This window comes from Actinoplanes sp. NPDC089786 (assembly GCF_040684855.1).
In the GTDB taxonomy this organism is placed as follows: domain Bacteria; phylum Actinomycetota; class Actinomycetes; order Mycobacteriales; family Micromonosporaceae; genus Actinoplanes.
Genome location: NZ_JBFBGU010000002.1, coordinates 132,411 through 152,840 on the forward strand (window position 1 = coordinate 132,411; position 20,430 = coordinate 152,840).

A 20,430-nucleotide genomic window follows, 5' to 3' on the forward strand; every position below is an offset into this window, starting at 1 on the left:
CGGCCGGTACGTCAGGCGCCCGCCCGAGAGGTTGTCCAGGGTGGAGTAGTCCTCGAAGGCGCGCACCGGGTCGAGCAGGCTGAGCGTGGTGACCCCGGTCCACAGTTCGATGCGCGAGGTCCGGGCGGCGATGTGGCTGAGCACGACCGGCCGCGAGGACGAGATGAACGGGCGCTCGTGACGCTCGCCCACGGCGTACCCGTCGAATCCCAGCTCTTCGCCCAGGACCGCGTTGTCGACCACCTCGCGGAACCGCTGTTCCGGCGACTGCGCCGGGTCGGTGTGCGTGATCAGCGTGAGCAGCAGGAACTTCATGACAGCCCCAGGTGTCCGCGCAGGGTCGACGAGGTGTACTCGGTGCGGAAGACGCCGCGCTCCTGGAGCAGCGGCACCACGGTGTCGACGAATTCGTCCAGGCCGGTCGGCGTCAGGTGCGGCACCAGGATGAAGCCGTCGCAGGCGTCGGTCTGCACGTACTCGTTGAGCAGCTCGGCGACCCGGGCGGGGGTGCCGATGAAGTTCTGCCGGCCGGTCACCTCGATGATGTCGAACTGGTCGCCGCGGTGGCGGAACTCGCCGCCGCCGGTGTCCCACAGCTCCTTGGCGGTCCGGATGAACTCGCCGGCCCGCTCGTACCGCTGCTCGTAGGGCAGGAAGCCGCCGCGGCGGAAGTTGGCGCCGAAGAACGGGCCCGACGAGGTGACCACGTTCCAGGCCGCCCGGCCGCCGCAGAGGTGGTCGAGGGTGGCCAGCTGACGGGCCAGCTCGTACGGCTCGTGGAAGGTGGCGTTGAGCGTGCCGGCCAGCCCGAGACGGGTGGTGACGCCGGCCAGCGCGGCCAGCACGGTCAGCGTGTCCGGCCGTCCGACCACGTCCAGATCGTGGATCCGGCCGCGCTGTTCCCGCAGCGCCAGCCCCTCGGCCAGGAAGAAGAAGTCGAACTTCCCGCGCTCGGCGGTGCGGGCCAGGTGTTCGAAGCTGGGGAACTCGATCTGGCTGCCGGCGTCGGGGTCGCTCCACACGGTCGTGTTGTTCACGCCCGGGAAGTGCGCGGCGAGGATCACCTGTTTAGGCAACGTGGGCCCCTGTTCGTAGCGGTTGATCGCGGGTGCGAGACCGAGGCGTTCCCGGAGCGTCCCGGCCTTCAGCTCGAACAGTCCTCGCCGGCGCAGCAGCGGCACCAGCTCGCGGGTGACCGGGTCGAGCTCGCCGCGCAGCCGGAAGCCCGGGACGCCGAGGGCGTGCCAGTCGGCGAGCAGGTCGGCCAGCTCGGTCACCGACCCGGTGTGCACGTACGCGTCGGATTCCACCGGGTTGCCGGGCGAGTAGACCAGGTCGACGTGACCGGGAAGGTCGAACGTGCCCGGCGTCGGTGTCACGAGCACGATGTCGGCGGCCCGGGCGGCGAACTCGTGCGCCTCCCAGGTGGATCCCGCGTCCGTCCGGACATTTTGGCCGGCTGAGCAGGCCGCCAGCATCAGGACCGAGGCCGTTGTCGCGATGCCTTTGCGCAGCATCAGGCGGCTTTCGGGTCGAGCTGGGCGTAGCGGCCGGCGTGGTAGACCAGCGGGGTCGCGTCCTCGTCGACCACGTGGTGACCGGTCTCCGGGGTGGCCAGCACGATCGAGTGGTCGCCGGCCTCGACCCGCTGGACCACGCGGCAGACCATGCGGGCCAGCACGCCGTTGAGCAGCGGCACGCCGTCCGGCCCGGCCTGCCAGTCGCCGTGCGTGGCGAACCGGTCGATGCCGCTGGTCGCGAAGGTCCGGGCGACCTTCTCCTGATCCTGGCCGAGCACGTGCACGGCGACGGTGCCGGCGGACGCGACGGCCGGCCAGGAGGACGCGTAGTGCGCCAGGCAGAACGACACCAGCGGCGGGTCGAGCGAGACGGACGTGAACGAGGTGGCGGTGAACCCGGCCGGCGGCGTCCCCGGGGCGGTCACGACGACGACAGCGGCGGCGTGGCGGCGCAGCAGCGCGCGGAACAGATCAGCGTCCACAGCGGGGTCCTGACGGATCGGAGCGATGGTCACGATGGCCCTCCTCAGTGCTTCTACCCCGATCTCCTATGGGAGAGATGGGGATTTGATCGATGCTAATTGCTGATCGGTCTGATCATGCGTCGGCCGGCTCAGGACGCGGCGCGCAACGGGGTGGCCAGGGTGCCGCGCAGCGCCTTGGCGACGGCGGCGCCCAGGGCCGGATCAGCGCCCCGGCGCGCCTGCCCGTCGGTGGTGAACGCGGCGTGCCGCGCCCGGCGCTCGACCAGCGGCCGGCCGACGACCTTCTCCAGCCGGCGGACGTGCGGGCTGATCGCCGACTGGCTGACCCGCAACACGTCGGCGGCGCGATGGAAGCCGCCGTAGTCGGCCACGCCGACCAGGCTCCTCAGGGCCACGATGTCCAGCGTCTGCTCCATGTCCGGACGCTAACAAGGCATTGATAAGAGAATGTTTTCGTTCCGTCATCTCCTATGGGTGCGATAGATTTCGACGCATGTCGCTCGACTTCCCGCGCCTCCCCCGGCGAGACCTGATCAAGCTGGCCGCCGCCGTGGGCGCCTTCGGCGGCGTGGCCGCCACCGCCTCCCCCGCCGCGGCCGCCGGGCCGATCATCAAGCCGCTGCCGCCCGAGTTCTTCACCGTGCTCGGCACCAACGCGGAGATGCGCTGGCCGGCCATGCGGGGCCAGGGCCACCTGGTGCCGATCGACCGGTTCTTCGTCCGCAACCACACCAGCACGCCGATCATCGACGCCGCGACCTGGCGGCTCGACGTGACCGGTTCCGGCCTGCGCGGTGGTCCGGTCTCCTTCACGTACGACCAGCTGCGGAAACTGCCGTCCGAGACGATCACCGCGGCGGTCGAGTGCGCCGGCAACGGCCGCGGCTACTTCACCGGCCAGCAGGGCCAGGCGGTCTCCGGCACGGCGTGGCACCTGGGCGCCGTCGGCGTGGCCCGGTGGCGCGGGGTGCGGCTGTCCACCGTCCTGCGGCTGGCCGGCCTGAGCAACCGGGCGGTCGACGTGCTGCCGATCGGCCTCGACCCCAACTTCGTGACCGGCGGCGTCGACCTGGGCCCGGTGCGGCGCCCGCTGCCCGTCGGCAAGGCGCTGCGCGACGTCATCCTGGCCTACGAGATGAACGGCGAGCCCCTGCCACCCGACCACGGCCATCCCGTGCGGGTGATCGTCCCCGGCTGGATCGGCATCGCGTCGATCAAGTGGCTGGGCCGCATCGAGGTCTCCGACACGCCCGTCCTCACCCCGTGGAACACCCAGTTCTACCGCCTGTTCGGCGACGCCTACCCCGCCGAGGGCCGCCCGTTCGACGAGCAGACCATCAAGAGCGCCTTCGAACTCGACGAGAACGCCACCCTGCCGGCCGGCCGCACCACCCGCCTGCGAGGCCGCTCGTGGTCGGCGCACGCCCCCATCCGCCGCGTCGAGGTCAGCACCGACGGCGGCGTGTCCTGGCGCCACGTCCGCAAAGTCGGCCCGTCCACGGCCTGGCAGCGCTGGGAGTTCGACTGGCGCCCGGCCACCGCCGGTCCCGCCGAGCTACGCGCCCGCGCCACCGACGCCCGCGGCAACACCCAGCCCGAGACCACGGTCCACAACACCCTCGGCTACCTCTTCGACGCCGTCGTCCGCCACCCGGTCCAGATCAGCGCGGCCTGACCAACCCCCGCTTCCGCCGCGCCGTCACACGGGCGCCCGTGTGACGGAATCGACGAGACGATGACCTGCGGGTCCGCTTGACTGAGGGGATGGCGCTGAAGGATCTTCCGCGGGCCATCGAGGCTCGCGGCGTACGGCACAACACGCTTCGTGATCTCGATGTTGACGTGCCGCTCTGGCAGGTTGTCGTGGTGGCGGGGGTGTCCGGGTCGGGCAAGACGTCACTGGCGATGGGCACGCTGTACGCCGAGGGTCTGCACCGGTTCCTGGCCGGCCTCAGCACGTACAGCCGCCGCAGGCTCACCCAGGCCGAACGCCCCGACGCCGACCGCATCGACCACCTGCCGCCGGCGCTCGCGCTGCGGCAGCGCCCGCCGGTCCCGGGGCCGCGCAGCACGGTCGGCACGATGAGCGAGGTCCTGAACGTGCTCCGGCTGATCATGTCGAGGCTCGGGACGCATCGCTGCCCCAACGGCCACGACGTCCCCCCGTCGATCACCACGCAGGCCATGGAGATCGCTTGCCCGGTCTGCGGCGTACGGTTCGAGATGCCCGGCGCCGAGTCGTTCGCGTTCAACTCGACGGGCGCCTGCCCGGCCTGCAACGGCATCGGCACCCGGTTCGAGGTCGACCCGGACACGCTCGTCCCCGACCCGGACAAGTCGATCGCCGACGGCGCGGTGCTGCCGTGGAACGTCGGCGGCCGGCGACTCAGCATGTACGCCGCCGGTGAGCTCGGTGTCCGCCTCGACGTGCCGTACCGGAAGCTGTCGGCCAAGGAGAAGAAGCTGGTCATGCACGGCAGGCCGGTGAAGCAGCCGGTCACCGTGTCGGGGCGCAACGGGCGGGCGGTCGAGCTGAACGTCACCTACGACAACGCGATCACCGCCGCCGAGAAGTCCGAGAGCGCCAAGTACCTGAACGCGCACACCTGCTCGGTCTGCCACGGGGCCCGGCTGCGCCCGGAGGCGCTCGCCTCCCGGCTGGACGGGCGGAACCTGGCCGAGATCAGCGCGCTCGACCTCGATCGCCTGGCCGCGTTCGCCGACGGCCTGCCGCCGCTGATGCCGGCCGAGCTGGACCGGATGACCAAGGGCCTGATCGGCGAGCTGACCGGGGCGATCGCCCCGCTGCTCGACCTCGGGCTCGGCTACCTGGGCCTGGACCGGGCGGGCGCCACCCTGTCGACCGGCGAGCGGCAGCGGATCGAGCTGACCTCGACCGTACGCGCGAACACCACCGGCATGCTCTACGTGCTCGACGAGCCGTCGGTCGGCCTGCATCCCAGCAATGTCGAGGGACTGCGCCGGACGATCGACGCGCTGGCCGCCAACGGCAACTCGGTGGTGATCGTCGAGCACGACCTGGACGTGATCCGCACCGCCGACTGGATCATCGAGATGGGCCCCGGCGCCGGGCGGCTCGGCGGCACGGTCATCGCCCAGGGCACGCCGGCCCAGATCGCCAAGAACAAGAAATCGATCATCGGGCCCTACCTGGCCGGCCGGCCCGCGGTGGAAAGGGCTTCGACCGGAAGCCCGAACCAGCACGCGACGATTGAGGTGACCAGCCTCTACAACGTGCGCGACGTGACGGCGAGCATCCCGATCAACCGGCTCACCGCGCTGGCCGGCCCGTCCGGCGCCGGCAAGACCGCGCTCGTGCTCGACAGCCTGGTCCCGGCCGCCCGCGCCCGCCTCGCCGGCCGGCCCCTGCCCGGCCACGTCCGGACGCTCGAACTGGGCTCGATCCGCCAGGTGGTCGAGATCGACGCGACCCCGATCGGTCTCAACGCCCGGTCCACGCCCAGCACCTACTCGGGCGCCTTCGACGCGATCCGCGCCCACTTCGCCGTCGCCTCCGGGATGACGGCCGGCCACTTCTCCTTCAACACCAGGCAGGGCCAGTGCCCGACCTGCCGCGGCCTCGGCTCCGTCGACCTCGACGTGCAATACCTGCCCGACATCAACGTCACCTGCCCCACCTGCCAAGGAGCCAGGTTCAAGGACGAGATTCTCGGCGTACGGGTGGACGGCGCGACCATCGCCGACGTGCTCGGCCTGACCGTGCGGGAGGCGCTCGACCGGTTCGCCGACGTGGCCGCGATCGCCCGCCCGCTGCGCCCCATCCTCGACGTCGGGCTCGGCTACCTGCGCCTCGGCGAGCCCACGCCCGCCCTGTCCGGCGGGGAGTCGCAGCGCCTGCGGATCGCCGCCCGCCTCCGGTCCAGCCAGCGGGACGTGCTCTACGTGCTCGACGAGCCGTCGACCGGCCTGCATCCGGTGGACATCCGTACCCTGGTCGAGGTCTTCGATCGGCTGCTGGCCGACGGCGCCACGATCGTCGTGATCGACCACGACCTGGACGTGCTGGCGGCGGCCGACCTGGTGATCGACATGGGCCCGGGCGGCGGCCCGGCCGGCGGTCGCATCGTCGCCCAGGGCACGCCGTCCGAGGTGGCCGCCGACCCGGCCAGCGTCACCGGCCCGTACCTCAGGGCCTGATCCCGGCCGACCAGCAGAACGCTGTGCGACGGCTGGACCCAGCGGTATTCTCCCGCCATGCGACCGCTCCGCTATTCCATCAACGTCACCCTCGACGGGTGCTGCGATCACCGGGCCGGCACGCCGGACGAGGAACTGCATCGCTACACCGCCGAGATCCTGGGCCGGGCCGATGCTCTCCTGTTCGGCCGGGTGACCTACGAGATGATGGAGGCGGGCTGGCGGCAACCGGCGGAGCCCGGAACCCGGCCCGACTGGATGGAGCCGTTCGCCCGGACGATCAACGCCACCAGGAAGTACGTCGTGTCGAGCACCCTGGACCAGGTCGACTGGAACGCCGAACTGGTGCGCGGCGACCTGGCGACGGCCGTTCAGCGGCTCAAGCAGGAGCCGGGCAAGGGGATCTACGTCGGAGGCGTGACGCTCCCGCTGGCGCTGGCCGAGCTGGGCCTGATCGACGAGTACGAGTTCCTGGTCCAGCCCAGGCTGGCGGGCCACGGACCGACGCCATTCGCGGGCCTGTCCAAGTACGTCGACCTGACGCTGGTGGGCCGCCACGAATTCCGCTCGGGCGCGGTGGCGTTGAGGTACCAGACCAGATGATCACCCGGCGGGTCGGGCAGCCCGGTCCCCGCCGACCTCTCAGGTGATCAGGGTCTTCTTAGGCCGGAGAACGCAGAACTCGTTGCCTTCGGGGTCGGCGAGCACCACCCAGGACTCGTCACCGGTCTGCCCGATCTCGACCCGGCGCGCGCCCAGCCCGACGATCCGGTCAACCTCGGCGTCCCGGCCGTCCGGGCCGGGCGCAAGGTCGAGGTGGAGGCGGTTCTTCACCACCTTGGGGCCGTCCGTCGGCATGAAGCAGATTCCGACCGGCGCGTTCTCCTCGGGCCCGATGACAACTTCGCGCTCGCGCTCGGAGAGGATCGGCCAGTCGAGCACACGCGACCAGAACCGAGCCTGAGCCGGCAGATCAATCGCGTCGATGACGATGTGGTGCAGTGACACGGTCATGCCCGTCAGTCTGCGGGAGACGTCCGACGTTGCGCGTGCGACCCATCCGCTCGACGCCTCGACTCGGCCGACTGTGTGAAGGCCTCGAAAAAGCGACTGGGCCGGCGTCGGCGGTCGCAGGGGCCCGTCCTTACAGGTTCGGGTTGAAGGTGGTCCGAATCTGAGCTACTTTCGATACGCAACGGTAGCGTAGCGGAAGTGGGTCGGCATGGCGGACGCGGCGCAAGCCCCGGAAAGCAGCGACATGATTCGGTACCCGGCGATGGGCCGGCCTCGGGATTCCCGACGTGACCAGGCCATCCTCGACGCGACGCTGTCCCTTCTGACGGAGGCGGGGTACGAGCAGCTATCGATGGAGGCGGTGGCCGGGCGCTCCGAGGTGGCCAAGACGACGATCTACCGCCGGTACCGCGACAAGGCGGCACTGGTCGCCGCCGCGGTGCGGCACCGCTCGCCCGCCACACCGGCCCAGCCCGCAGGCAAGAGTCTGCGGGAGGACCTTCTTTCCCTGGTGAAGTGGCTCGCGCGGAGCATCGCCGAACAGGAGGTCGGTCTGCTCGGGGCCTTGTTCGCCGGCATGCGCAACGACGCGCGGCTCGCCCAGGAGATGCGGCAGATCCTGCGGCGGGACGAGACCGCGATGACTGACGGGCTTCTTCGGCAAGCGGCCGAACCACTGGCGCCCGGGGCGGCAGCGCTGTTCGCCGAGGTCGCCCCGGCGGTGATCCTGCACCGCATCGTCGTAGCGGGCAAGCCCTGCGACGCTGCCTTCGTCGCGCATCTGGTCGACGACATCCTCCTCCCGCTGATGCGCAATACCTGAGCCCGAGGCGAGGAACCACTCACACCAGAGGAGAAGTATGAAGGTAGTACGCTATGACCGTTTTGCGGGCATCGACGGCATCTACCTCGCCGGCCTACCCGAACCCGTGCCCGGCCCGGGCGAGGTGGTCGTGCGGGTCGAGGCCGGCGCGCTCAACCCCGGGGCGCTGCCGGCGCTGCACGGCAGCTCGTACACACCGGGCCGCGATCTCGCCGGAGTGATCGTCGCGGCCGGCGCCGACGTGCACGGCTTCGCCGCCGGTGACGCCGTCCTCGGGAGGCTTCAGAGCTGGGACGCCCACGCTCAGCTCGTCGCCATCCCCGTGACCCAGCTCATCAGCAAGCCGGCCGCTCTGCCCTGGGACGTGGCCGGTTCGCTCGCCACCACACCCATGGCCGGCCTCGGCGCCATCCGGGCGGTGGAACCCCGGCCGGGCGAGACCGTGGTGATCTCGGGTGCGTCAGGTGGAGTCGGATTCACCGCCGCCCAGCTCGCGGTTCGTGCCGGGGCGACGGTCATCGGCCTGACCAGCGCCGCGCATTTCGACCTGCTCCGGCGCCATGGCATCGAACCCGTCCGGTACGGCGACGGCGAACACGAGCGGATCCGCACCGCCGCCGACCGAGTGGATGCGTTCATCGACGCCGTCGGTGGCGGCTACCTCGACCTCGCCCTCGACCTCGGCGTTCCGAAGGATCGCATCGACACCGTCGTCGACTATCGGGGAGCGAAGGAGAAAGGCGTCAAAGCCCTCGGCACGACCGATGCCGGCGGCAACCCGGCCCTGGCCGACCTGGCCGCCCTCGCCGCCGCCGGCGACCTGCACATCCCCATCGCCGCCGCCTACCCGCTCACCGCCGTTCAAGACGCCTACCGTGCCTTGGCCGACCGCAAACTCCACGGGCGCATCGTGCTGCACCCTCAAGACGCGGCAGGCGGGCTGACTGGCGAGGACGCTGGGGTCGAGTGTCAACGGCCATGACCTGATCGTTCAGGGCCAATTTTCGGAAATCGGCGACCGGCCGGACATCGGCGAGACCGAGTGCGGGCCCGAGCTACCCTGTCGCCGTGTGCGCTCACGTCCTCATCGCCGAAGACCATCCGATGCAGGCCGAGCTGGTGCGCCGTTACCTGGAGCACGACGGTCACACCACGATGCTGGCCCGGGACGGCTGGGCGGCGGTCGACGCCGCCCGCCAGCACCATCCCGATCTGATCGTGCTGGATGTGATGATGCCCGGCCTGGACGGCATGTCGGCGTGTCAGATGCTGCGCCGGGAGTCCGCGGTCCTGGTGCTGATGCTGACGGCCCGGTCGGCGGAGGCCGACCTGCTGCGCGGGCTCGACATGGGTGCCGACGACTACATGACCAAGCCGTACAGCGCTCGGGAACTGACCGCCCGGGTCCGCACGCTGCTACGCCGGGCACGACCCGCGAGCGAGCCGGACGCGGTGCTGACGGCCGGCCCGCTCCGGCTGGACCTGGGCCGCCGGGAGGTGTGGATGGACGGGCAACCCGTCACCTGCACCGGGGCGGAATTCGAGATTCTGGCGGCGCTGGCCGGCCGGCCGGGGCGCGTGTTCACCCGGCAGGAGCTTCTGAATCGGACGAGCGGCGCGGAACGGGAGAGCACCACCCGCACCATCGACGTACATGTACGGAATCTGCGCAAGAAGATCGAGCCGAGGTCCGATCGCCCGGTGCATCTCCTGACGGTGATCGGAGTGGGATACAAGTTGCGAGAGCGGGACAGTGCCGGCTAGGACGGCGCCGGCGCGGATGTCGTGGCGGCACAGCCTGTTCGTCCGTCTGGTGGCCATCTCGGTGTTGATCTCCATCGGGTCGATCGTGGCGGCCACCTGGTTGGCGGTCGGCCGGACCACGACAGCCATCCAGCAGGCGCAGGGCCGGGCGCTGGGGGACGGCGCCACGATCTACGACTCGCTGATGTACTACGCGGCGACGAATCACACCTGGAACGGGGCCGAGAATCTGGTCGCGGAGCTGGCCGGGCGTTCCGGTCGGCAACTGACGGTGACCGACCTGCGCCGCAAGGTCCTCCTTCGCTCCGGTACGGGCGAGAGCATCCTGCCCGCCGAGCCTTCGGTCCGGCTCGACCCGCTGCAGACGGATCCCACCCTGGATCCCGGCCGCTCCGGTATCGACTCCCGCGCCGTCGGCCCCTTCGCCTTGACCGACGCGGAGAAGGAGGTGACCCGCAAACGCGCGCTGGACGTGCAGGCCTGTATCGGTGCCCGAGGATCCGACCCTCCGCCGCTGAACAACGAGCCGAACGGCCGCGTGGTCGCGGCCTGGGCCGATCCGTCGCCGTTCCAAGCCGATCTCGCCAGCCGATGTCGGGCCGACGACAACTCGATCCCCGTGACGCCGACGGAGACCAAGGCCCTGGAAGCGCTGCAGACCATGGTCAACCGGTGCCTCGGCGAGCACGGGGTGACCGAGACGGTCAGGGTTTATCTCGACTTCACCTGGGAGGCCGGCGACCGCCGCAGCTCTGTCGACGGCGCTGCCCAGACCTGTGTCGCGTTGGCCCGGCGTGAACAGCTGCGACCGTACGTCGCTCCCCCGGCTCTCTTGTTCGTGACCGATCCCGACGGCCACAGCACCAGCTCATTTCGGCTGTCACGAGGCAATGTGGAACGGATCGCCGAGGTGACCGCGGCCGTGCTGGCCGTTTCCATCGCCGTGACGATGCTCCTCGCCGCACGGCTGGTGCGGCCGCTGCGCGCACTGACCGCCGCGGCGAGCAGCCCGAACGGCGACGCTCCCGCCGTCGCGGTTCGAAGGAAGGACGAGATCGGCATCCTCGCCGGGGCGTTCAACGAGCTGTCGCAGCGGCGGCGTCGAGCCGACGAGCAGCGGCAGGCCGTGGTTCGAGATGTCGCCCACGAACTGCGCACCCCGGTGACCAACATTCGCGGCTGGCTGGAGGCGATCGAGGACGGGCTCGCCAATCCGCTGTCCGATCCGGCGCTCGCCTCCGCCCTGCTGAACGAGACCCGACAACTCCAGCACATCATCGAGGACCTTCGCGACCTGGCCGCCGGGGATGCGGGTGAGCTGATGTTGCGGCCCGAGCCGGTGCCGGTCGCCGCACTTCTCGACCAGGTGGTGACGGCTCACGAGGGAATCGCCGGGGCGGCCGGCGTCACGCTGCGCGTGCGGGTGGTGGGGAGCCCGCTGCTTCCCGTCGACCCGGTGCGGCTGCGGCAGGCACTGGGCAATCTGCTGTCCAACGCGCTGCGGCACACCCCAGCCGGGGGAATTGTCACCCTTCGGGGCGCCGTGACTGGTGACTGGTTGTCGCTGGAGGTGGCCGACACCGGAACCGGCATCGCCGCGGACGACCTGCCTCATGTCTTCGACCGGTTCTGGCGGGCGGACTCCTCGCGCAGCCGGGACACCGGCGGCAGCGGGCTGGGCCTGGCGATCGTGCAGCAGATCGCCCGGCTGCACGGCGGACAGGTCAGCGTGACGAGCACACCGGGCCAGGGCAGCCGCTTCGTTCTGTCTCTGCCCTACCCGCCGGCCGCCGCCCGCGACGTCGAGGGCGGGCGTTAACCCGATCTTGACATCGGTCGAGCACAGTGCCCGGCATGCGAAAACACCTGCTCCTGGGCGCCGCGTTCTCGGTCGCCGTTGCGTTGGCCGTGGGCGGCTGCGGCAAGGACAAGACCGCCGACACGTCGGTGGCCACTCTCGCCAGCGGAAGTCCGACGGTCCAGACGTCGGCCGCGGCGGATGCGGCCGGTGGTCGCCCGCAGCTACGGCTTGACACGAGCGACGCCGAGCGGTGGCGGATAAACCAGGTCTGGTATCACTGCTTGAAAGATGCCGGAGCGCCGATGTACGAGGCGACGAAGGCCAAGGACGAGCCGGGCTGGCAGCCCGGCGACATCCTTCCGGACTCTTCCACCCGGGATCACAAACCGGACCCACGTTTCGCCGAGCCGAAGAAGAAATGCGCCGACAAGGAGCCGCTCGGGCCGCCGGAGGAAGACCCGAAGCGGAATCCGCACTACGCGGACGGCATGAAGGCCTGGGCCGACTGCCTGCGCGATGCCGGGATGAAGGTGACGGTGGAGAATCTGGACGGTGGTGAGATCAATCTGACGGTCAGCCCCGCCGACGGAAAGACCACGGACCAGGCCTTCGACAACACCTACAAGCAGTGCGAAATGAAGGCCTTCGCCAAATGAGCCATCGACGCGGCCGCCGCCTGATCGTGGCGGCGGCCACCGCGACAGTGCTGGTGGCATCGGCCGCGGTGGTCGTGGGGTGGCGGGGACGACACCACTCATCGTCCGGGCCGGTGGCCGTCGTCGCGGCCGCCACCACCAAGGTGACCAAGGCCGACCTGTCGACGAGCGTCGGACAGCACGGCACGGTCGGCTATGCGGCGCCGCACGTGGTGAAAGACCTGAGCGACGGCCGGGTCACCGGGCTGCCCCCGGTGGGCGCCACCATCGGCCGAGGCCAGCAGCTGCTCCGGGTCGGTGACCGGCCGGTCATCCTCCTGTACGGCTCGACCCCGCTGTTCCGCTCCCTGGACCAGGTCGGCCTGGTGGGCGCGGACGTCAAGGTTCTCCGGGACAATCTGTCGGCCCTCGGCTACCGTACGGGCCACCAGCCGGAGGTCGGCACCACGCTGCACCCGCCGGCCGGTGACCCTGCGACCTCGGCGGACGGCTCCGCCGATGCTATCGACCAGGGCAGCAAGGACGCCGCCGGGTCCAAGGGCAGCGGCCAGGGTGGGCCGCCGGCGAAGTCGAGTGACGCGTCCGGATCTCGGGGCGGCCCCGGGGCAGCCGTGGTCCTCCGGAAAGGCGCCGCCGAGTTGACGTTGGCCCTGGTGCAGGCCGTGAAGCGGTGGCAGCTGGATGTGGGCCTGCCCGCGACCGGAACGGTGGGGCCGGCCGACGTGGTCGTCGAGCCCCGCAAGGTCCGCGTCGCCGCCGTGACGGCCCGCGTCGGCGACCCGGCCAGCGGCAGCCTGCTCACCCTCGCCTCCACCGAGCGCGTGATCAACGTGTCGATGGACCCGGCCGCCGCCGCCGGCGTCAAGGCCGGCCAGAAGGTCAATCTGACCACCTCGGACAGTAGGTCGGCTCGCGGCACGGTACGCACGGTGACCCAGCCACCGCCCCCGGAGGACGGCGCCGATCAGGGCTCCGACGCGAAGGTGACCGTGACCGTCACCGCGGACGACCCGAACGCGGTGAAAGCCGCCGACGGCAGCAGCATCCAGGTCGGATTCACGGCCGAGGTTCGCAAGGGCGTGCTCACCGTCCCCGTCGGCGCGCTACTGGCGCTCCACGAGGGCGGCTACTGCCTGCAACTGCCGGACGGCCGGCTCATCGCCGTCCGGACGGGCCTGTTCGCCGGCGGCGACGTCGAGGTCAGCGGGGCCGGCGTGCGCGAAGGCATGACCGTGGTGACCGCATCATGACGACCGGCCTGGCCGATCCGGTCCTCGTCGTCTCCGACGCGATCATGGCGTACTCCGGTGGCGTCCGCGCGCTCGACGGGGTCTCGGTCACGATCCGGCCCGGCGAACTCATCGCGATCGTCGGCCCGTCCGGCTCCGGGAAGTCGACCCTGCTCAACGTCATGGGCACCCTCGACCGGCCGACCAGCGGCCGGGTGGAGCTCGGTGGTCGCGACGTCACCGCCCTGTCCGACCGGCAGCTCTCCGCCGTACGCAGCCGGTGGCTCGGCTTCATCTTCCAGCAGTTCCACCTCGCCGACGGGCTCACCGCCGCGGAGAACGTGGCCACCGGCCTGATCTACGCCGGCGTCACCCGGCGGGAGCGGCGCCGGCTCGCCGTGGCGGCGCTGGAGCGGGTCGGGCTCGGACACCGGGTCGAACATCGGCCCCACGAACTGTCCGGCGGGGAACGGCAGCGCGTCGCGATCGCCCGGGCTCTCGCCAACGGCCCCGCTCTCGTCCTGGCCGACGAACCGACGGGCGCCCTGGACACCGTCACCGGGCAGGCGGTGCTGGCATTGCTGCGCCGGCTGAACGAGGAGGGCACCACCATCGCCGTCATCACTCACGACCGTGACATCGCCGCGAGCCTGCCCCGCCGGATCGAACTGCGCGACGGTCGGGTCGTCTCCGACAGCCGGCTCACCGGGGGCGGCGCCGCGAGTCTCGACGAAACGGTCAGGATGCCGAGATGAGCGCTACGACATACCGGACGGTCGATGTGCGGCCGGTGCGGCTGCACCCGCTGGAGCTGGTGAGCCTCGGGCTGCTCGGCATCCGTACCCGCCCGATGCGCGCGGTGTTGTCCGCGCTCGGCATCGCGCTCGGCATCGCCACGCTGGTCGTCGTCACGGGAATTCCGGCCGCGAGCCAGCGCGCGCTCGATGCTGAGCTGGAAAGGCTGGGCCCGAACCTGCTGGAGGTGAGTGCGACCGCCGCCGATGCCGAGGACGCCTCATTCCCCCCGGAAGCGGTCAGCATGGCGGCCCGGATCAGGCCGGTGGAAGCCGCCGCAGGCGTCGCCAACACCCACAGCACCGTCTCGCGCAACGACCGCAACGGCGACGCCGACTATTCCGGCGTCGCCGTGCTCGCGAGCACCGACAATCTCCTCGACGCCGTCAACGCCGGACTGAGCTCCGGCCGGTTCCTCGACCCCGCCATGGACAAGCAGCCCACCGTGGTCCTCGGCTCGGTCGCCGCGACCCGGCTCGGCATCACCCGCATCGACCGCGGCGCGCCGTCCCCGCTGGTCTATATAGGACGTCACTGGTTCGCCGTCATCGGCGTCCTCAACCCGACGCCGCTGACCCCCGAACTGGATCGGGCCGCGTTCGTCGGCTGGGACGCCGCGCGGGCGAAGCTCGCCTTCGACGGCCGGTCCACCGTCGTCTACGTCCGCGCGCAAGAGTCGGAGATCGACGCCGTACGCGACGTGCTGCCCGCCACGCTGAACCCCCAGTTGCCCGGCCGAGCCCAGGTCAGCCGCCCCTCGGACGCGCTGGCCGCCAAACGCGCCACCCACCAGGTGTTCTCCTCGCTGCTGCTGGGTCTGGCCGCGATCGCCCTGCTGGTCGGCGGCGTCGGAGTCGCGAACACCATGATCGTCTCGGTCCTGGAGCGGCGCCGTGACATCGGCCTGCGCCGCGCCCTCGGCGCCAACCGGGGACAGATCCGTGGTCAGTTCCTCACCGAGTCCGTCGCCCTGTCCGGGCTCGGCGGGGTGGCCGGGACGCTACTGGGTGCCGCGGCGACGGCCGGCTACGCCCTCTACCAGGGGTGGCCGATCGTCGTTCCGCTTCCCACCATGGCGGCGGGCCTCGGCGGGGCGCTCGTGGTCGGCGCGGTCGCCGGGGTCTACCCGGCAGTCCACGCGGCCCGTCTCACCCCCACCCAAGCCCTCGCGACGACCTAGACGCTGTGCGTCCGGAACGAGAACAGCACCTACCTCGACGTGGTGCGCGCCCGCGCCGTGACGGCCGCCTGGCTCTACGGCAGCCACCCGGTGCCCGGCCCCACCCTCGGGGCGGCTGAGCTAACCGTCCGCGACACGATGTGGACGACCCTCATCGCCTTGCCGGCCGGTGAGCAGGAACGCCGTGTCGCCGGCCCTGCTCAGCGGCGAGGGTGTACAGCCGGACACTTCGGTTGAACCTTCATACCCGATCGTCCAGGCGGTCCGGGCAACGGCCGGCTGACCACTGTTGACTGTCGGCATGCACACCGATCCATCGACCGTCGTCGACCTGGACGGGCCGCGCGGCCTGCCTGGACTGGGCAACCTGCTCGGTTTCGCCCGGGGCGGCACGCCGCACCGGGCGCTGTACCGATGGCACGAGCGGTACGGCCCGACGTACCGGATGCGCCTGCCCGGGGTGACGGCCGTCGTCACGTCCGCGCCGGCGATCATCCGGACGGTGCTGCGGGACCGGCCGGAAATGTTCCGCCGGGGTCAGTTCGTGTCCGACCTGATCGACGAGCTCGGCGGCTACGGCCTGTTCAGCGCCGAGGGCGAGGACTGGCGACGGTTGCGCCGGGTAGCCACCCGTGGCCTGTCCACCCGCTACCTGCGGCAGTCGTTCGGGACGATCCTGCGGTCGGCCGGGCGGCTGACGGACCGGTGGGGCGCCGCTGCCGCTCGCGGCGAACGGATCGATGCCCTCGAGGACCTGACCCGCTACACGCTCGAGGTGGCCGTCGGTGTCACCATGAATCACGACCTCGGCGCCTCCGGCGGAGCCGATGGCGACCTGCGCCTGCCGCTGGTGTTCGAGACACTGCGGCGCCGGTTGAACAGCCCGGTGCCGTACTGGCGGTACGTACGGCTGCCGGCCGACCGCCGGGCCGACGCGGCCATCGCCCAGGCCCGCGCCCTGATCCTGGACCGCTACGCCGAGGCCAGGGACCTGATGGCGGCCGGCGGTGAACCCCACGACTACCTCACCGCCCTCGCCAAGGCCGACGGCGACGGCGAGGACCCGCTCGGCGAGGACGACGTGGTGGGCAGCGTGCTCACCATGATCGTGGCCGGTGAGGAACCCACCGCGGCCGCCGCCGCGTGGGCGCTTCACTACCTTGCTACCCATCCCGAGGCGCAGCAGCGGGTACGCGCCGAAACCGCCGCGGTGTTCGGACCCGACGGCGCCCCCGGCGACTTCTCGATGCTGGCCCGCCTGCCCTTCGCCGAGGCGGTGGTGCATGAGGCGATTCGGCTGCGGCCGCCGTCGCCGTTCGTCATCATGCAACCGCTGGCCGACACCACGGTCGGCGACGGCGACACCCGGTTGCATCTCGAGCGCGGCACCCCGATCTTCGTGCTGCAGACGTACGGCTCGGCCACCGACGCCGCCCGGTACCCTGAACCCGGCGCCTTCCGTCCGCAGCGGTGGCTCGCCCCGAATCCCGACGCAGAGTCGAACGCCCAGCCGTATGTGCCGTTCGGCAGCGGTCCCCGCTTCTGCCCGGGCCGCCAGCTCGGGCTCCTGGAGGCGACCTTGATCGTGGCGATGACCTGCCACGCGTACACCATCGAGCCCGACTCGTCCGCCGGACCGGTGGGTGAACGCGAGACGTTCGCACTGTTGCCCACCAACCTGGGTGTCCGCCTGCGCCCGGCCCCGCGGGAACCAGCCTCAGCGGGCCCGCTCCCTTCCGGGCCGGCCGCAGGCCCGAGCCCCGACGGGAATCCGTTGTAGAGCCTGCGGTTCGGCACCGGACGCGAGTAGGTCTCGGCGAGCCCGAGCGGGGTACGGACAGAACCTCCCAGCATCAAGGTCCGCGGACGTACCGTCGAACGCATGGACCACCGCAGCGAGACCCGCGACTTCCTCACCACCCGCCGCGCCCGGATCACCCCGGAGCAGGCCGGGCTGCCGTTCTACGGCGGGAACCGTCGCGTCGCCGGGCTGCGCCGCGAGGAAGTCGCCATGCTCGCCGGGGTCAGCGTCGACTACTACACGCGTCTCGAACGCGGCAACCTCGCCGGCGTCTCCGAGAGCGTGCTGGACTCGCTGGCCCGGGCCCTGCGCCTGGACGAGGCCGAACGCGAGCACCTGTACGACCTGGCCCGGCTGGCCAACGCCGGTCCCGGCCGCACGGCACGGGAGGCCCGGCGCCGACCGGCCCAGCGGATCCGGCCCGGCGTGCAGCACCTGCTCGACTCGATGACGGCGGCCCCGGCCTACGTACGCAACGGCCGGCTGGACATACAGCGCCGAACCGGGATCGGCCGACCGCGACGCGCTGAACCTGCTGGCCAACTGGGCCGCCCCGGCCGCGGACACGCGGCAGGCCTCCGACCGCGCCTGACCTGCGGCGGTTCCTCATCCCCTCGGCCGCGCTCCCGACGCCGGTGCCGCGCGGTCCTCGACCGGCCGGCCGACAAGTGGTCGGCGCCCGGCGGTTCGGCGATCTCCAGCGCACCCGGCGGGTCGAGCGGAACATCAACGCGCTCAGTCCTCCGCGACCCTGAGGACCAGCTTGCCCCGGGTGCGCCCGGTCTCGCCGCGCCGGTGTGCCTCGGCCGCGTCGGCCAGCGGGAACACCTCGTCGACCTCGGCGGCCACCGCGCCCGCGTCGATCAGGCGCGCGATGGTGGTCAGGGCCGCGCCGTCGGGCTCGACCAGGATGCCGGTGGCGCGCTTACCGGCCTGCTGCGCGGCCGTCGCCAGCTCGGCCGAGACCCCGCTGGGGTACGGCGATGACGAGCCCCCCGGGCCGCAGAGTTCGCAGCGACCGTACGCCGGTCTCCCCGCCCACCAGATCGAGCACGACGTCGACATCCTCGGCCACGTCTTCGAACCGGGTGGCGTGGTAGTCGATCATCTCGTCGGCGCCGAGGCTCGCGAGCCACTCGTGCCGGCGCGCGTCTTCCAGTCGACCGGGTTGATCCCCGCCGCGGTCACGCGCACCAGCACCTCGGTGGGCAACGGCTCCGGCCGCGGCGCCCGTTCCACGGTCAGCACCTCGGGTCCACCGAACTCGCGCTGGGTGACGGCCCGCATGGTGTTGTCGGCCATTGCTCCTCCTCGGCTCAGGTGCGGTCGACGTCAAAGAACCTTTACCCGGTTACCCGCAAGGCCCCCGGCTCACCTCAACGATGCTCCTCAGGCTTTCCTGCTGCCGAGAAAGCCGACCAGCGCCTCGTTCACGATCTCCGACGCCTCGAGCTGTGGCCAGTGACCCACACCCGCTATCGGCAGGAACCCCTTGAGGTTCGGCACGGTCCTGGCGACATCCTCCTCCTTGAACGCTCGCATCTTTACTGTGCCGTCCGCTGTGCCGAACGCGAAGAAGGCGGGCTGTTGGATTGTCGCCCCGGCGAAGGCTTTTGCCTCGTCGAAGTAGGGCTGCATGGCGCGGTAGATGTTGAGCGGGCCGTGGAAGCCGTCGCGTTCGAAGCCGGCGATCGCCGCCTCGACGTCCTCCCGGTTGGCGAAGGGCGGAATGCCGATCGGCGACGGCCGGTTGAGGCTCTTCTTCGGGTCCATCGGATCCCATGCCTCGGAAGCATCGGGCAGGCCCGATGTCCAGTAGAGCATGCCGGGCAGGGTCGTGGCGGCGTCCGCCCACTCCCTGTCGGCCTCCGGCCGCATCTGCCTGAACATGTAGAAGTCGTCCTCCTTGCCAGCGGACCTCAGCCGCTCGAGCATGCTGGGACCACCCGGTAGCACCGGCGGGACGCTGAGACAGAAGACCGCGTCGAACAGATCCGGCCGCATCATCGCCGCGCTCCAGCTCACCGTCGCCCCGAAGTCGTGCCCGACCAGGGTGGCGCGCTCGATCCCGAGTTCCGCGAGAACGCCGACGAGGTCCCCGACGTGGTAGAAGACCGTGTAGAGCGCGGGATCCTCGGGCTTGGATGTGCCGCCGTAGCCTCGCGTATCAAGCGATATCGCGCGGTAACCCGCGGCCGCGACCGCTGACATCTGCCGGCGCCAGCCCCGCCAACCGTCGGGGAAGCCGTGCACGAACAGCACTGCGGGGCCTTCGCCTTCCTCGACGACGTTCAGCGTGATGCCGTTGGACGCGATGTGCGCCTGCTTCATGGAGGTGCTCCGATCTGTAGCGGTGACTACAGAAGGACGCTACCAGAGATCTGTATTCGGTGTTATAGAATCGGCGCATGGCAGCGTTGGGGCGACCACGTGGATTCGACCGCACCGTCGCACTCGAGGATGCGCTGCAGGCGTTCTGGGAGCAGGGGTTCGAGTCGACCTCGATCGCCGATCTGACCCGCCGCCTGGGCATCAGACCGCCGAGCCTGTACGCGGCATTCGGGGACAAACGCGCCCTGTTTCTCGAGGTTCTGGACCTCTACTACGACCGCTTCGTCCGGTTCCTCGACCTGACGCTCGAGGCGCCGGGTGCCAGGCGGGACGCGATCGCCGCGATGCTGCTGGGCATCGCGCGGTTCTACTCGACGCCGGGACTGCCGAAGGGCTGCATGGTGAACACCATGGCGGTGCCGACCGGGGAACCTACGCTGCTCGCACGGCTCGCCGAGTTGCGGTCATCGGTGCAGGAACGCCTGCGACGCGAGATGCGCGCGGCGGCCGACGCCGGTGAACTGCCACGAGACATGGACCCGGATGCGCTGGCCGCGGTGATCTGGACCACCGTGCTGGGCATGTCCATGCGGTCCCGCGACGGCGCCGACCGGAACGAGCTCGAGGCGACCGCGCGGTCGATCATGACGATCTGGCCCCCGCCTGATGACTGCTGACTCCGCCAGGAGCGGCCGCGACCAGGGCGGCGAGCCGGGGCCGCTCATGTCGTGGTTGCCGAGGTGGTGGAGCACCGGTCCGGGAAGGTCGAGCAGGTCGCGGGCCGGCTCGTAGTCAGCGGATCAGCAGCCACAGAAGACCGCCGAAGCAACTGACGAGCATCAGGGCCGCGGC

21 protein-coding genes and 2 pseudogenes are annotated in these 20,430 nt (G+C 71.0%); 14 read left to right on the plus strand and 9 right to left on the minus strand.

The annotated features are described in order from the left end of the window. Window positions 1–63: 63 nt before the first annotated feature. The 4 genes and pseudogenes from AB0O15_RS11475 to AB0O15_RS11490 form a co-directional block, all read right to left on the minus strand. A pseudogene (locus AB0O15_RS11475) lies at window positions 64–315 on the minus strand (LLM class flavin-dependent oxidoreductase); the annotation flags it as partial. Further along, a complete protein-coding gene (locus tag AB0O15_RS11480) occupies window positions 312–1,517 on the minus strand; it encodes an LLM class flavin-dependent oxidoreductase (RefSeq protein ID WP_364317386.1) in 1,206 nt (401 codons plus the stop codon). The gene AB0O15_RS11480 and the pseudogene AB0O15_RS11475, both read right to left, overlap by 4 nt. Further along, complete coding sequence (locus tag AB0O15_RS11485; protein WP_364317388.1) at window positions 1,517–2,035, minus strand: flavin reductase family protein; 519 nt, start codon at window positions 2,033–2,035, stop codon at window positions 1,517–1,519. The genes AB0O15_RS11480 and AB0O15_RS11485 overlap by 1 nt, the downstream gene beginning before the upstream one ends. A gap of 98 nt (window positions 2,036–2,133) precedes the next feature. Further along, window positions 2,134–2,421, minus strand: coding sequence for a LysR family transcriptional regulator (locus AB0O15_RS11490; protein WP_364317389.1), 288 nt, complete (start codon window positions 2,419–2,421; stop codon window positions 2,134–2,136). Between the two features lie 77 nt (window positions 2,422–2,498). Here AB0O15_RS11490 and AB0O15_RS11495 point away from each other — a divergent pair, with 77 nt between their 5' ends. The 3 genes from AB0O15_RS11495 to AB0O15_RS11505 all read left to right on the plus strand — a co-directional run bounded on the left by AB0O15_RS11495 (window position 2,499) and on the right by AB0O15_RS11505 (window position 6,787). Next, window positions 2,499–3,680, plus strand: coding sequence for a sulfite oxidase (locus AB0O15_RS11495; RefSeq protein ID WP_364317391.1), 1,182 nt, complete (start codon window positions 2,499–2,501; stop codon window positions 3,678–3,680). Window positions 3,681–3,769: 89 nt separating this feature from the next. Then, a complete protein-coding gene (locus AB0O15_RS11500) occupies window positions 3,770–6,184 on the plus strand; it encodes an excinuclease ABC subunit UvrA (RefSeq protein ID WP_364317393.1) in 2,415 nt (804 codons plus the stop codon). Between the two features lie 57 nt (window positions 6,185–6,241). Next, complete coding sequence (locus AB0O15_RS11505; RefSeq protein WP_364317395.1) at window positions 6,242–6,787, plus strand: dihydrofolate reductase family protein; 546 nt, start codon at window positions 6,242–6,244, stop codon at window positions 6,785–6,787. 39 nt (window positions 6,788–6,826) lie between these two features. On the opposite strand, the gene AB0O15_RS11510 is transcribed toward AB0O15_RS11505, so the two are convergent. Further along, window positions 6,827–7,198 carry a VOC family protein gene (locus AB0O15_RS11510; RefSeq protein WP_364317397.1) on the minus strand — a complete coding sequence of 124 codons (372 nt, stop codon included), beginning with the start codon at window positions 7,196–7,198 and terminating at the stop codon, window positions 6,827–6,829. Window positions 7,199–7,406: 208 nt separating this feature from the next. On the opposite strand from AB0O15_RS11510, the gene AB0O15_RS11515 reads away from it, so the two are divergent. From AB0O15_RS11515 to AB0O15_RS11560, 10 genes and pseudogenes are all read left to right on the plus strand, one after another. Beyond that, a complete protein-coding gene (locus AB0O15_RS11515; protein WP_364317398.1) occupies window positions 7,407–8,021 on the plus strand; it encodes a TetR/AcrR family transcriptional regulator in 615 nt (204 codons plus the stop codon). A gap of 37 nt (window positions 8,022–8,058) precedes the next feature. After that, window positions 8,059–9,003, plus strand: a complete 945-nt coding sequence (locus AB0O15_RS11520) for an NADP-dependent oxidoreductase (protein WP_364317399.1) — start codon at window positions 8,059–8,061, stop codon at window positions 9,001–9,003. A gap of 86 nt (window positions 9,004–9,089) precedes the next feature. Continuing rightward, window positions 9,090–9,785 carry a response regulator transcription factor gene (locus AB0O15_RS11525; protein WP_364317401.1) on the plus strand — a complete coding sequence of 232 codons (696 nt, stop codon included), beginning with the start codon at window positions 9,090–9,092 and terminating at the stop codon, window positions 9,783–9,785. Beyond that, window positions 9,775–11,604, plus strand: coding sequence for a HAMP domain-containing sensor histidine kinase (locus AB0O15_RS11530; RefSeq protein WP_364317402.1), 1,830 nt, complete (start codon window positions 9,775–9,777; stop codon window positions 11,602–11,604). Before AB0O15_RS11525 ends, AB0O15_RS11530 begins: the two co-directional genes overlap by 11 nt. 35 nt (window positions 11,605–11,639) lie before the next feature. Continuing rightward, window positions 11,640–12,242, plus strand: coding sequence for a hypothetical protein (locus tag AB0O15_RS11535; RefSeq protein WP_364317404.1), 603 nt, complete (start codon window positions 11,640–11,642; stop codon window positions 12,240–12,242). Beyond that, a complete protein-coding gene (locus AB0O15_RS11540) occupies window positions 12,239–13,492 on the plus strand; it encodes an efflux RND transporter periplasmic adaptor subunit (RefSeq protein ID WP_364317405.1) in 1,254 nt (417 codons plus the stop codon). The genes AB0O15_RS11535 and AB0O15_RS11540 overlap by 4 nt, the downstream gene beginning before the upstream one ends. Then, entirely contained in the window at window positions 13,489–14,226 is a 738-nt protein-coding gene (locus AB0O15_RS11545; protein ID WP_364317407.1) for an ABC transporter ATP-binding protein, read from the plus strand. The genes AB0O15_RS11540 and AB0O15_RS11545 overlap by 4 nt, the downstream gene beginning before the upstream one ends. After that, entirely contained in the window at window positions 14,223–15,446 is a 1,224-nt protein-coding gene (locus AB0O15_RS11550; RefSeq protein ID WP_364317408.1) for an ABC transporter permease, read from the plus strand. The genes AB0O15_RS11545 and AB0O15_RS11550 overlap by 4 nt, the downstream gene beginning before the upstream one ends. A 301-nt stretch (window positions 15,447–15,747) precedes the next feature. Then, a complete protein-coding gene (locus AB0O15_RS11555) occupies window positions 15,748–17,226 on the plus strand; it encodes a cytochrome P450 (protein ID WP_364317409.1) in 1,479 nt (492 codons plus the stop codon). Between the two features lie 102 nt (window positions 17,227–17,328). Beyond that, window positions 17,329–17,739: pseudogene (locus tag AB0O15_RS11560) on the plus strand (helix-turn-helix domain-containing protein); the annotation flags it as partial. 243 nt (window positions 17,740–17,982) lie between these two features. Here AB0O15_RS11560 and AB0O15_RS11565 read toward each other — a convergent pair. The 4 genes from AB0O15_RS11565 to AB0O15_RS11580 all read right to left on the minus strand — a co-directional run bounded on the left by AB0O15_RS11565 (window position 17,983) and on the right by AB0O15_RS11580 (window position 19,578). Continuing rightward, window positions 17,983–18,201, minus strand: a complete 219-nt coding sequence (locus AB0O15_RS11565; protein WP_364318118.1) for a zinc-binding dehydrogenase — start codon at window positions 18,199–18,201, stop codon at window positions 17,983–17,985. After that, window positions 18,173–18,355, minus strand: coding sequence for a zinc-binding dehydrogenase (locus tag AB0O15_RS11570; RefSeq protein WP_364317411.1), 183 nt, complete (start codon window positions 18,353–18,355; stop codon window positions 18,173–18,175). The genes AB0O15_RS11565 and AB0O15_RS11570 overlap by 29 nt, the downstream gene beginning before the upstream one ends. Beyond that, window positions 18,352–18,549 carry a hypothetical protein gene (locus AB0O15_RS11575; protein WP_364317413.1) on the minus strand — a complete coding sequence of 66 codons (198 nt, stop codon included), beginning with the start codon at window positions 18,547–18,549 and terminating at the stop codon, window positions 18,352–18,354. Before AB0O15_RS11575 ends, AB0O15_RS11570 begins: the two co-directional genes overlap by 4 nt. A gap of 87 nt (window positions 18,550–18,636) precedes the next feature. After that, on the minus strand, window positions 18,637–19,578 hold the full coding sequence (locus tag AB0O15_RS11580) for an alpha/beta hydrolase (RefSeq protein WP_364317415.1): 942 nt from the start codon (window positions 19,576–19,578) through the stop codon (window positions 18,637–18,639). 77 nt (window positions 19,579–19,655) lie between these two features. Between AB0O15_RS11580 and AB0O15_RS11585 the strand changes: the two genes are divergently transcribed. After that, window positions 19,656–20,255, plus strand: a complete 600-nt coding sequence (locus AB0O15_RS11585; protein ID WP_364317417.1) for a TetR/AcrR family transcriptional regulator — start codon at window positions 19,656–19,658, stop codon at window positions 20,253–20,255. The last annotated feature ends 175 nt before the right edge of the window (window positions 20,256–20,430 follow it).